General features: G+C 57.8%; 13 protein-coding genes. 12 read left to right on the forward strand and 1 reads right to left on the reverse strand.

The annotated features are described in order from the left end of the window. Nucleotides 1-24: 24 nt before the first annotated feature. The 7 genes from ribD (at nt 25) to F0155_RS05465 (ending at nt 7,738) form a co-directional block, all read left to right on the forward strand. Entirely contained in the window at nt 25-1,155 is a 1,131-nt protein-coding gene (ribD, locus tag F0155_RS05435) for a bifunctional diaminohydroxyphosphoribosylaminopyrimidine deaminase/5-amino-6-(5-phosphoribosylamino)uracil reductase RibD (RefSeq protein ID WP_150523472.1), read from the forward strand. 1 nt (nt 1,156) lies between these two features. After that, nucleotides 1,157-1,768 carry a riboflavin synthase gene (locus F0155_RS05440; protein ID WP_150523473.1) on the forward strand — a complete coding sequence of 204 codons (612 nt, stop codon included), beginning with the start codon at nt 1,157-1,159 and terminating at the stop codon, nt 1,766-1,768. 134 nt (nt 1,769-1,902) lie between these two features. After that, entirely contained in the window at nt 1,903-2,352 is a 450-nt protein-coding gene (ribH, locus tag F0155_RS05445) for a 6,7-dimethyl-8-ribityllumazine synthase (RefSeq protein ID WP_150523474.1), read from the forward strand. A gap of 1 nt (nt 2,353) precedes the next feature. Further along, the gene (nusB, locus tag F0155_RS05450; protein ID WP_150523475.1) at nt 2,354-2,875 is read left to right on the forward strand and encodes a transcription antitermination factor NusB; all 522 of its coding nucleotides are present in this window, start codon (nt 2,354-2,356) and stop codon (nt 2,873-2,875) included. Between the two features lie 2 nt (nt 2,876-2,877). After that, nucleotides 2,878-3,876, forward strand: coding sequence for a thiamine-phosphate kinase (gene thiL / locus F0155_RS05455; protein ID WP_150523476.1), 999 nt, complete (start codon nt 2,878-2,880; stop codon nt 3,874-3,876). 264 nt (nt 3,877-4,140) lie between these two features. Continuing rightward, a complete protein-coding gene (locus F0155_RS05460; protein WP_150523477.1) occupies nt 4,141-5,367 on the forward strand; it encodes an MFS transporter in 1,227 nt (408 codons plus the stop codon). A 232-nt stretch (nt 5,368-5,599) separates the two neighbouring features. Then, the gene (locus tag F0155_RS05465) at nt 5,600-7,738 is read left to right on the forward strand and encodes a sodium-translocating pyrophosphatase (RefSeq protein ID WP_150523478.1); all 2,139 of its coding nucleotides are present in this window, start codon (nt 5,600-5,602) and stop codon (nt 7,736-7,738) included. A 79-nt stretch (nt 7,739-7,817) separates the two neighbouring features. Here F0155_RS05465 and F0155_RS05470 read toward each other — a convergent pair whose 3' ends face one another. Then, nucleotides 7,818-8,255 (reverse strand): outer membrane protein assembly factor BamE, encoded by a 438-nt coding sequence (locus tag F0155_RS05470; RefSeq protein ID WP_150523479.1) that lies wholly within the window; start codon nt 8,253-8,255, stop codon nt 7,818-7,820. A 117-nt stretch (nt 8,256-8,372) separates the two neighbouring features. On the opposite strand from F0155_RS05470, the gene F0155_RS05475 reads away from it, so the two are divergent. The 5 genes from F0155_RS05475 to F0155_RS05495 all read left to right on the forward strand — a co-directional run bounded on the left by F0155_RS05475 (nt 8,373) and on the right by F0155_RS05495 (nt 12,186). Beyond that, the gene (locus tag F0155_RS05475) at nt 8,373-8,897 is read left to right on the forward strand and encodes a ubiquinol-cytochrome C chaperone family protein (protein ID WP_150523480.1); all 525 of its coding nucleotides are present in this window, start codon (nt 8,373-8,375) and stop codon (nt 8,895-8,897) included. Nucleotides 8,898-8,945: 48 nt separating this feature from the next. Further along, nucleotides 8,946-9,509 carry a YceD family protein gene (locus tag F0155_RS05480; protein WP_150523481.1) on the forward strand — a complete coding sequence of 188 codons (564 nt, stop codon included), beginning with the start codon at nt 8,946-8,948 and terminating at the stop codon, nt 9,507-9,509. A 171-nt stretch (nt 9,510-9,680) separates the two neighbouring features. Continuing rightward, nucleotides 9,681-10,745: a phosphate acyltransferase PlsX gene (plsX, locus tag F0155_RS05485; protein ID WP_150523482.1), complete on the forward strand. Its 1,065-nt coding sequence runs from the start codon at nt 9,681-9,683 to the stop codon at nt 10,743-10,745. Then, nucleotides 10,742-11,719, forward strand: a complete 978-nt coding sequence (locus tag F0155_RS05490; RefSeq protein ID WP_150523483.1) for a beta-ketoacyl-ACP synthase III — start codon at nt 10,742-10,744, stop codon at nt 11,717-11,719. The genes plsX and F0155_RS05490 overlap by 4 nt, the downstream gene beginning before the upstream one ends. 158 nt (nt 11,720-11,877) lie before the next feature. Then, nucleotides 11,878-12,186 (forward strand): integration host factor subunit alpha, encoded by a 309-nt coding sequence (locus F0155_RS05495; RefSeq protein WP_150523484.1) that lies wholly within the window; start codon nt 11,878-11,880, stop codon nt 12,184-12,186. Nucleotides 12,187-12,291: the final 105 nt, after the last annotated feature.

The following is a 12,291-nucleotide window of genomic DNA, read 5'->3' on the forward strand; positions in this document are numbered from 1 at the left end:
AGATCCCTTTCGGAGACGGCCTGAGTGTCCCAGTCGCAATCATCCTTAGACCTGCGTTTCATGGCTGCTGTCGAGCGTTATGCTCGGCGAGGTCTCGGCGAAGTCTGGCCAAATCCGCCCGTTGGCGCACTGGTCGTGAGCAGGAACGAGGCGGGCGCCGAGATCGTTGTCGGGCGCGGGCGAACGTCAAAGCCCGGAGGTCCGCATGCCGAGGTGCATGCGCTCAGGATGGCCGGAGAGCAGGCCAAGGGAGCGACCTGCTACGTCACGCTGGAGCCATGCTCGCATTATGGCCGGACGCCGCCATGCGCGGTGGCGCTTGTCGAGGCCGGTGTCAAACGCGTGGTGATCGGCATGCGCGATCCCAATCCGCGGGTTGCCGGTCGCGGGATCAAGATGCTGGAAGAGGCCGGTCTGGAAGTCACTGTCGGCGTTCATGAGGCTGCCTGTCAGGAACTCTATTCCGGCTTTACAATGCGCATCACCCGGCACCGCCCCAAGGTGCTGTTGAAGATTGCGGTTTCCAAAGATGGCTTTATCGGCCGGGAAGGGGCAGGTCAGGTTCTGATTTCCAACCCGCTTTCAATGCGCCACGTCCACGGCTTTCGCTCCACCTATGATGCAATCATGGTGGGGATAGGAACTGCGCTTGCAGACGACCCGATGCTGAATTGCCGCCTTCCGGGCATGGCAGGCCGGTCTCCGGTGCGGGTCATCATCGACAGCAAGGCCCGTCTTCCTCTCAATTCCAAGCTGGTTCAGAGTGTTGCCGAGGTGCCGGTCTGGGTCATCTGCGCCAATACCGCTCCGGCTGCTCGGGTAGACGCTCTTGCCAAGGCTGGTGTGCATGTCATTCGCGTGCCGGTCGGCAATGAGGGAATCGAACCCTCCGTTATCGTCAGTGCCTTGTCTACACGGGGCATCACCCGGCTGATGGTGGAAGGGGGAGCCAGAATTGCGACGGCTTTCCTGAAGGCCGAGCTTATTGACGACATGTGCATCGTGACCGGCGACGTGGAAGTCGGGGAGGGTGGCATCCCGGTTCTCAATGGTCTCAATCTTGAAGATGTCATCGCCGACCCCAAGTTTGCAAAGATTGAAGCGGGCGTGATCGGGTCCGACAATTTCATCTATCTCAGACGGACTGGAGCCTGACATGTTTACCGGCATCGTGACCGACCTCGGTGAAATCACGCGCGTGGACAAGATCCCGGCTGGCCTCAAGACCCGCATCCGGACATCCTATGATCCTGATGGCATCGATATCGGGGCCTCGATTGCCTGCGGGGGCCCGTGCCATACGGTCGTCGCCAAGGGAACGGATGAGGGTGGCAACTGGTTTGAAGTGGATTCGGCAGCCGAAACCCTTGCCCTGACCACCGTATCCGACTGGAAAGTCGGGATGCATCTGAACCTTGAGCGGTCTCTCAAGATGGGAACGGAACTTGGCGGTCATCTTGTTCTCGGTCATGTCGATGGGCTCGCGACCATCACCAAGCGGGAAGATCATCAGGACTCAGTCTATTTCCAGTTTCGTGTACCGATGGGATTTGCACCTTTCATCGCCAAGAAGGGATCGGTTGCGCTGGACGGGACATCCTTGACCGTGAATGAGGCGGACAACGACCTGTTTTCGGTGTTCCTGATCCCGCACACGCTTGAGGTGACCACGTGGTCAGAGCGTCAAGTGGGGGACAAGGTCAACCTCGAAGTGGACATGATGGCCAGATACGCTGCGCGACTTGCCGAGTTCTCCAAACCGAAATAACCCGGCTGAGCGGCACCTTTACCAGAATTCAGGATATCCGCCGAATTCGCGCAAGGGAACTTGCCCTTTGGACTGGACAAAAAGGCTCAGGCATGGTTCCTGTCGCGACCCCCAACAAGGATTAAACCGTCGCCATGACCACAGCGCCCAAGATTCTCATTATTGAAGCCCGCTTCTATCAGGATATCGCTGACGCATTGGCAGAAGGCGCGATTGCGTCTCTAGAGGCTGCAGGGGCAAAATACGACCGGGTTTCCGTTCCCGGTGTGCTGGAAATTCCGGCGGCGCTCGCCATGGCCATGACGGCAATGGAAGATGGCGGCGTGATGTATGACGGCTTCGTGGTTCTGGGCTGTGTGATCCGTGGTGAAACCACCCATTACGACATCGTCGCCAACGAATCCGCACGTGCGTTGATGGATCTGGTGATCGATGCCGACCTTGCGCTTGGTAACGGCATTCTGACGGTCGAGAACGACAAGCAGGCATGGGCCCGGGCCCGTGTAAACGAGCTGAACAAGGGCGGTTTTGCTGCGGAAGCTGCTCTGGAAATGATCAAGTTGCGCGAACGTCTTGGAGCATAACATGAGCGAACAGGCCGAACCCAAGAAGATGGCCAGCAAGGCTGTCCGCCCGGCCAACAAGCGTGGCGTCGCCCGTTTGGCTGCTGTGCAGGCTCTGTATCAGATGGATGTGGGCGAGGTGCCTCTGTCCAGCGTGATCAGCGAGTTCACCGCCTTCCGCCTCGGCAAGGAGCTGGACGGCGAGCAGTATCTTGAAGCCGACGAGCAGTGGTTCAAGTCCATTGTGTCCGGCGTGGTGGATGATCAGAAGTTTCTTGATCCGTTCATTCACACGGCACTCGCCGAAGGCTGGCCGCTGCGCCGCATCGACAGCCTTTTGCGCGCCATCATGCGCTCTGGTGCTTATGAGCTTCTGCGTCGCAAGGACGTGCCGCCGAAGGTCATCATCTCCGAATATATCGACGTGACCAAGGCCTTCTATCAGGAAGATGAACCGGGTCTCGTGAACGGTGTTCTGGACCGCCTGGCACGCGAGCTGCGCAGCGCGGAGCTGGAAATCAAGAAGCCCGATAGCGGGGAATAAGAATGACTGCCCAGCGTCCCGGTGAGTTCGAGCTCATCCGGCAATATTTCGCGCCCCTGGCCGAAACGCCCGGAAGCTTGAGACTGACCGACGACGCCTCGGTCATGACACCGCGTGCCGGGCATGATCTGGTCCTCACCAAGGACATGCTGGCGGAAAACGTCCACTTCCTGTCAAACGACACTCCGGAAGCCATCGCTGCCAAGGCCTTGCGGGTGAATCTTTCCGATCTTGCCGCCAAAGGGGCAAGGCCGGTCGGATACCTCCTTGGGCTGGCATTGCCCGATAACTGGGAAGCGCCCTGGCTTGAGCGGTTCTCCAAGGGGCTCGGCGCAGACCAATCCGCTTTCGACATTACCCTCTTTGGTGGAGACACCATTCGCTCCACCGGCGGGCTTCAGGTTTCCATCACGGCGATTGGTGAAGTGCCGACCGGCAAGGCTGTCCGCCGGACCGGAGCCAGGGTTGGCGATGTCCTGTTCGTGAGCGGTACCATAGGCGATGCGGCAGCCGGGCTGAAAGCGCGGCTAGATCATCGGTTTGTCACCGTGTTCCGTCTTGATCCGGAAGAAGAGCGACATCTGCTGGACCGCTACCTTCTGCCGCGTCCCAGAACAGCGCTCGCCCCACTCCTGCTGGATCATGCGACCGCTGCGATGGATATTTCAGACGGCCTTGTTGCCGATGCGACTCACATGGCCAGCGCGTCTGGGGTGAATCTGGAAATTGACATCGACCAGGTGCCACTGTCTGACGCCTTGAAGAAGATACGGCAAGCTTCCGCCGACACATTCATGGCGTGCCTCAATGGCGGCGATGACTACGAAATCCTCGCCAGTATACCGCAAGACAAGGCAGATCAATTCGCGGCACAGGCCGCTGCCATCGGATGCCGTGTTCAGGCAATCGGGCAGGTCAAGACGGGGGCTGGCAAGATCGAGCTTGCCAATATTCCCGCAGGTTGCTCGCCTTCGGCTCTGGCCGGCTTCCGACACTTCTGATTATTGTCGTCTGAACGAAATCACACGTGAGATCAACAGACTTTGGCCGCTCACTGCCGGTGGCAGCTGAGCGATTATGCCTCGGGATTGCCGCAGTATTTCCGGGCTACACAGCCAAGGAAACATTTTTGCTGGAAATGACTACCGATTGAATGGTAGGTAAATTTTACTGCATCTCTCGTTTGGTTGGTGTAGTCAGTTTTCCTAGGGTCATCCGGAAACCCGTAGGTGACCGTTCCGCATCACTGCCAATCAGGATAGAGCATGTCTTCTTTGACCGAAGCGGCCCATCAGGCCGATGACAGCCTTGCCCGTCGCAATGCCTTTCTGCTCGCGATGGCGCAGGCGATCGGCGGGGCCTTGGCCTCCATCGTCATTACGACGGGCCCGCTGGTGGGCTATATGATGCTGGCAGAAGACAAGTCGCTGGCAACCGTGCCGGTGTCCGCCATGGTGCTGGGAACCGCTTTCGGTACGCTTCCTGCCGGGGTTCTGATGCGGCGTTACGGGCGTCGCGCCGGGTTCATGGGGGCATCTGCATTGGCTGCAGTGTCCGGCCTGATCGCGTCCTATGCGGTCTTTCAGAATACTTTTTCTCTGTTCGTTCTGGCCTGCTGCCTGGGGGGATTTGCAGGGGCATTTGTTCAGCAATATCGATTTGCGGCAGCCGATACTGCCAGTGAAGCCTTCAAGCCAAAGGCAATTTCATGGGTCTTGGCAGGCGGGGTGCTGGCAGGCGTTGTTGGCCCGCAAACCGTGATCTTCACCAAGGACATGTTTAGCCCGATCCTTTTTGCCGGAACCTATCTGGCGCAGGCCGGTCTATCGATCATTTCGCTGATCCTTGTGTCCTTCATCAATATTCCAAAACCTCCGACACAGACGACAAAGTCAGGTGGCAGGCCAATCCTGGAGATCATGCGGCAACCGCGTTTCATCGTGGCTGCGGCCTGTGGCATCTGCTCCTATGCGCTGATGAGCCTTGTCATGACGGCAACGCCACTTGCGATGATCGGTTGCGGGCTGACCGAGACCGATGCTGCGCTTGGCATCCAGTGGCATGTCATCGCCATGTTCGGACCAAGTTTCTTCACCGGAAGCCTGATCGCACGTTTCGGCAAGGAGAAGATTGTCGCGATTGGTCTTCTGTTGCTGGCAAGTTGCTCTGTGGTTGCCCTGTCCGGCGTAGATCTGGCGCATTTCTGGACGGCATTGATTCTTCTTGGGCTGGGCTGGAACTTCGGTTTCATTGGCGCGACAGCCATGCTGACTGACACCTATCGCCCGGAAGAGCGGAACATGGTCCAGGCCACCAACGACTTTCTGGTGTTTGGCTTTGTGGCTTGCGCTTCGTTTTCTTCCGGCGCTCTGCTGAATGCCTTCGGCTGGGATTCCGTCACGACGCTGGTGTTTCCGTTCGTGCTCTTGTGCCTTGCCCTCCTGGCATGGCTCTGGAAGCACAATTCCCGATCCGCCGCAGCGCAAATTTGAGAACATGTTGCAGGGGGAGGCGTCCTCTCCCTGCGGTTGCTGCAGTGCAAAACATGTTTCCGTTACGCAATACCGGCGTTCTGCCCCAGTAGACTTGACGAGCCTCTTCTTTTTGCTGCTATCGTAACGCCATACACACGCCGGGAGTCGAAAGGGAGTCGGCAGGCGTCGTGCCAGGGGCTGGCTGAAATACAATAATAAAACCGGGTCTGCCCACCAATGAGGAGGAAGTATGACCGAACTCGTTATTATTGTTTGCGGATTGCTGTCCATTGCCTACGGGATCTGGGCCATCCAATCCGTCATGGCGGCGGACGCCGGAAATGCGCGCATGCAGGAAATTGCAGGCGCCATTCAGGAAGGCGCCAAGGCATATCTGAACCGTCAATACACAACCATCGCCGCCGTCGGGGCGGTTGTTTTCATTTTGGCCTGGTTTCTCCTGTCAGCAACGGCTGCTTTCGGCTTTCTGATCGGTGCGGTCCTGTCCGGCGCTGCCGGGTATATCGGCATGATGGTGTCGGTCCGTGCGAACGTCCGCACAGCGCAGGCCGCGAGCCAGAGCCTGGCCGCCGGCCTTGAAATCGCATTCAAGTCGGGCGCGGTGACCGGTCTTCTCGTTGCTGGCCTCGCGCTTCTGGGCGTTGCGGTCTACTACACGCTTCTGACCAAGGGCATGGGACATGCCCCAACTGATCGTGTCGTGATCGACGCACTTGTGGCGCTGGGTTTTGGAGCCTCCCTCATTTCCATCTTCGCCCGCCTTGGCGGCGGCATCTTCACCAAGGGCGCCGACGTTGGCGGTGACCTCGTCGGGAAAGTGGAAGCCGGTATTCCGGAAGATGACCCACGCAATCCGGCAACCATCGCCGACAACGTTGGCGACAATGTCGGCGACTGTGCGGGCATGGCGGCCGATCTGTTTGAAACCTATGCCGTTACGGTCGTTGCGACCATGGTTCTGGCGTCGATTTTCTTCAGCGGTGCCGATGCCATTACGCTGATGCTGTTCCCGATGGTGATCGGAGCGAGTTGTGTGGTGACATCCATCATTGGCACCTTCTTCGTGAAGCTGGGAACCAACAATTCGATCATGGGGGCTCTCTATCGAGGCTTCATTGTCACGTCCGTGCTTTCTGCAGTGGCGTTGTTCCTCATCACGTATTTCTGGCTCGGTTTCGACCGCACCTTTGCTCCGGAAAACGGGTCCGCATCCTTCACCGGCCGCCATCTGTTCTATTGCGGCATCGTGGGGCTGATCGTAACCGGTCTGATCATCTGGGTGACGGAATATTACACCGGAACCAACTATCGTCCGGTGCGCTCGATTGCTCAGGCCTCTGTTACCGGTCACGGCACCAACGTCATTCAGGGTCTTGCTGTTTCCCTAGAGGCAACGGCACTCCCGGCCTTGATCATCATCGCTGGTATCCTGATTACCCATTCGTTTGCCGGCCTCTTCGGCATAGCAATTGCGGTGACAACGATGCTGGCCCTGGCGGGCATGGTTGTTGCGCTGGATGCGTTTGGTCCAGTAACAGATAATGCTGGTGGTATAGCTGAAATGGCGGATCTTCCGGCAGAAGTGCGCTCTACCACGGACGCTCTCGACGCGGTTGGCAACACCACGAAGGCCGTAACCAAGGGATACGCAATCGGTTCTGCCGGTCTCGGTGCACTCGTGCTATTTGCAGCCTATACGGAGGATCTGCGCTTCTTCTCCGCATCTGCGGCGGAGGGGTCGATCTTCCACGGCATCAATGTCGATACGCTCTTCACCTTGTCCAACCCCTATGTGGTGGCGGGGCTCCTGTTCGGCGGTCTGCTTCCCTATCTTTTCGGCGGCATTTCAATGACGGCCGTGGGTCGTGCAGCGGGTGCCGTGGTTGAGGAAGTCCGTCGCCAGTTCAAGGAGAAGCCGGGCATCATGCAGGGCACCGAGCGGCCGGACTATGGCCGTGCGGTCGACATGCTGACAAAAGCGGCCATTCGGGAAATGATCATCCCGTCCTTGCTGCCGGTCCTGTCGCCGATCTTCGTCTTTGTCGTGGTGCGAGCCGTTGCAACTCCCGCAGACGCCTTCGCGGCGCTTGGCGCGATGTTGCTCGGCGTGATCGTGACTGGCCTGTTCGTCGCTATCTCGATGACCGCCGGCGGCGGAGCATGGGACAACGCCAAGAAGTCCTTCGAGGACGGGTTTACCGACAAGGATGGCGTGACACACCACAAGGGTAGCGAAGCGCACAAGGCGTCAGTTACCGGCGACACGGTCGGCGATCCTTACAAGGACACAGCCGGTCCGGCGGTGAACCCGATGATCAAGATCACCAACATCGTGGCGCTCCTGCTTCTGGCAATCCTTGCCCACTGATGAGATGATACGATCCTGAAACTGAAAAAGCCCGGCGATTTGCCGGGCTTTTTTGATGCGTTCGAAAATGTGAGGCGTCTCAGAGGCCAACGCTTGGAGAGGCCGCGCCGCGCAGGATCTGTGTCAGGAAGCCATAGTCCGAGCCACCCGTGCGGGTCTCGCGGGTGATGAAGTCCACCACTTTGCCGTCTTCCATGCCGTAGTTGCCGATATCGCGCACATAGCCGTCATCATCGAAGTAAACGGCCACTACGCGCTGCCCGACGATATCGGGGGCAAGGAATGCCGTCGTTTCCGTTGTCTGCGAGATATAGTAATAGGCTTGACCGTTCAGGTTCGATGTGGTGGACGGTGAGCCGAGGACCAGTTCGACCTGTTCCTGACTTGAACCAACCTGAACCTGGGACAACATGTCATTGGAGATGACATGGCCATGGGTATATGTCTGGGTGAAGCATCCGCCGAGCGGCAAAGCCAGCAACAGCGGAACTAGTACGGCTTGGGCCTTCAGTTTCATGCAGTCATTCCTGTTACGCCAACGCAGGATATTGGCATGTTTCCATTTTTCGGTTCTTGGCAAAGTCCCTAGCGTGGGTTAGGGCCCTTTGGCAACATTCTTATCTTGGAGACCACCATGCTCTTTGGCCTCTTCGGACGGCGAAATCAGGATGCCGAGCTAGCCATCTACAGTCAAATCGTGGCCCAAGCGCGGCAACCGTCCTTCTATACGACGTACTGCGTGCCGGACACAATCGATGGCCGGTTCGATATGGTACTGGTTCATGCGGTTCTTTATTTTCGCCGGCTGCGGGGCGAGGGGAAGAAGGTAGCCGCGTTTTCGCAGGCTGTCTTTGACATCTTCATGCAAGACATGGACGGTTCGCTGCGGGAAATGGGCGTCAGCGATACCCGTGTTCCCAAGAAAGTCCGGCGCATGGGGGAAGCCTTCTATGGCCGGGCCGAAGCCTATTCCTCAGCTCTCAATGACGGCGATGTTGCAGCGCTCGCAGCAGCGATTGGGCGAAACGTGTTTCCCGATGCGGAGGAACCTGTGGCACAGGAGGCTCTGGCCCACTACATGATCAGGGCCGCGGAGCAACTGGCGGCGCAGCAGACAGATGTCCTGATTGACGGACAAATTGACTGGCCTGCGCCCTGAGTTTGCGCTAAACGCTGCCGCCACCGAATTAGACGAAAGCCGAGTCCCATGTCCAACAGCCAGTTTCCATTCTCCCAAATCGTTCTCGGGGACCGTCTGGGAGATTCGGAAAAGCAGGTTCTTGTCCAGCCGAATGCCGAGGAGCTGAAGGCGATTGCCAAGGCCTATGACATCACAGACATTTCCAGCCTGATGGCGGATCTTACCCTCAAGCCATGGCGCAAGACCGGCGTGCGGGTTGTCGGAAAGCTCAAGGCCAAGCTTCAGCAAACCTGCATCGTCACCCTTGAGGACTTTGAGCAAGAGTTTCAGGACGAAATCGACCGGACGCTTGAGGCGGTGTCTTCGCGCCCGCGCAAGGCCAAGGATCTGAACGCAGACGGCGAGATCGAAATCGAACTGGAATCCCTTGATCCGCCCGATGTGATGATTGACGGCAAGATTGATCTCGGGGCCCTCGTTTGCGAGCAGCTCGCTCTCAATCTCGATCCGTTTCCCCGCAAGCCCGGTGCAGAGTTCGAACCAGTTGTGGAAGACGACAGTGAGGGGGACGAAAGTGAGCCGTCTCCGTTCGCAGCTCTTGCAAAGCTGAAGTCAAACCCCGAACATTAAGTGACGCGCAGGGAAACATCCCCGCCATAGGCGAAAAATGTTGTCTCCCGGTTGGAAACAGGTATGTTCGCGCCGGTCCGGTACTATGAATGATACAGGTCTTTTCACAGGCAGCGTTGCTGGCAAATGAGCCGGATGTGCTTTTGGATGGCCGCAAGATTGACGGTTTGAATGGCTAAGACCATTACGATTTCACTTGATGTTATGGGCGGCGACCACGGCGCTGAAGTGGTGCTGCCAGGCGCGGAAATCGCTCTCGTCCGCCATCCTGACATTCGCTACATTCTTTTTGGCAACGAAAAGGTCGTTCTGCCGCTTTTGGACAAGTATCCGAAGCTGAAGCAGGCATCGACGTTCCAGCATTGCGAAGTCGCAATTGCCATGGATTCAAAGCCAAGCCAGGCCCTTCGTCAGGGGCGCTGGAAATCCAGCATGTGGCGCTCCATCGAAGCGGTAAAGACCGGCGAAGCCTCTGTGGCTGTCTCTGCAGGCAACACTGGTGCCTTGATGGCGATGTCGAAATTCTGCCTGCGCACGATGGCGAATATCGAGCGCCCCGCGATTGCTGCCATCTGGCCAACCGCGCGCGGGGAATCGATCGTTCTTGATGTTGGCGCAACCATCGGTGCCGATGCACAGCAGCTGATTGATTTCGCCATTCTGGGCGGCGCGATGGCGCGGGCTCTCTTTGGCATCAAGAAGCCGACTGTCGGCCTTCTCAATATCGGTGTTGAGGAAGTGAAGGGGCTCGAAGAGGTTCGCACGGCAGGTCGCCTGTTGCGGGAAACCCAGCTCCGGTCCCTGAAATACGAGGGCTTCGTCGAAGGCGATGACATTGGCCGAGGTGCGGTCGATGTTGTCGTGACAGAAGGGTTCGCCGGGAACATCGCGCTCAAGACCGCCGAGGGCACCGCCAAACAGATCGGCGGATATCTGCGCGCTGCGATGAACCGCACGCTGATGTCGAAGATCGGCTATCTCTTTGCCAAGAGCGCCTTCGATCGGCTTCGGGAAAAGATGGACCCGCGCAAGGTCAATGGCGGTGTCTTCCTCGGTCTCAATGGAATTGTAATCAAAAGCCACGGCGGCACGGACGCCGAGGGCTACGCCTCTGCAATCGATCTTGCCTATGACATGGTCCGCAACGAGCTGACCCAGAAGATCGCGCAGGACCTGGTGCATTACCACCGGAGTTCCTTTGCAGACGAAGCAGAAAAATCGGAAGGTGATTTGTGAGTGTAATTCGGTCAACCGTTCTGGGCTGTGGCAGTTATTTGCCGGAGCGGGTGCTCACCAATGCCGAGCTGGCGACCATGGTCGACACGTCGGACGAATGGATTGTTCAACGGACCGGCATTTGCCAGCGCCATATCGCGGCTGAGGGTGAGGTAACGTCAGATCTCGCTGTTGCTGCTGCAAAGGCTGCTCTGGAAAACGCCGGGATCGACGCGCAGGACATCGACACGATCATTCTGGCAACTGCAACACCGGACAACACGTTTCCGTCTGCCGCTGTGACTGTTCAGGAAAAGCTGGGCATCACCCACGGTGCTGCATTTGACGTTCACGCGGTTTGCTCGGGTTTTGTCTATGCCATGACAACCGCTGACGCCTATCTCAAGACAGGCCTGTCGAAGCGGTGCCTTGTTATTGGGGCGGAAACCTTCTCCCGCATCCTTGATTGGGAAGACCGCACGACCTGCGTTCTCTTTGGAGATGGTGCAGGCGCGGTGGTGCTGGAAGCGCAGGAAGGCGAGGGCACACTTGCCGATCGCGGTATCCTGACCGCCCATCTGCGGTCCGACGGTCGCCACAAGGACAAGCTCTATGTCGACGGCGGCCCGTCGTCCACGAAGACCGTTGGTTTTCTGCGCATGGAAGGCAAGGAAGTCTTCAAGCATGCAGTCGGCATGATCACCGATGTGATCGTGGATGCCTATGCAGCCACCGGCATCACGTCCGATGATCTGGATTGGTTTGTTCCCCATCAGGCGAACAAGCGTATCATTGATGCCAGCGCAAAGAAGCTGGGCATTGCACCAGAGAAAGTCGTAACGACCGTTCAGCTGCACGGAAATACGTCTGCAGGATCGATTCCCCTTGCCCTCGATACCGCCGTTCGTGATGGTCGTATCAAAAAGGGTGACCTCGTAATGCTCGAGGCCATGGGTGGTGGATTCACCTGGGGATCGGTATTGTTACGCTGGTAACAACTACAGACTAAAGTTGGGGTCATATTTTTCCTGCGAAGGCCCTTAAAACCCGTACTTCCTGTTGACCGACCCGCAGGGAGACAATACCGTAGCGCTGAACTAGCACTTCTCTAACAAAATCAGACATATCAGAGATAAAGAGCCGGGGAGAGGTTATGGGAGGAAGGACTATCACTCGCGCCGATCTTTGCGAGGCTGTGTATCAGAAGGTGGGTTTGTCCCGCACTGAATCCTCAGAACTCGTCGAGCGCGTCCTTGCCGAAATTTCCGATTGTCTTGTAACCGGTGAATCGGTCAAGCTATCGTCGTTCGGCTCGTTTGTGGTTCGCTCCAAGGGAGAGCGTATTGGCCGCAACCCGAAAACCGGGGAAGAGGTGCCAATATCGCCGCGAAGAGTGATGGTATTCAAGCCGAGCAACGTGCTGAAACAGCGCATCAACGATTCCCTCACCGGGAAGAGCTGAAGCGTCTTCGGGCGGGCAAAAACGCCCGACAGGCCGTAAAGCGCACTTCCCAAGACAATCGGTCAGGTCGATTGGACAATGTCCATCTCGGCCTTTCCGGAACCC

This window comes from Roseibium sediminis (assembly GCF_008711325.1).
GTDB lineage: Bacteria > Pseudomonadota > Alphaproteobacteria > Rhizobiales > Stappiaceae > Roseibium > Roseibium sediminis.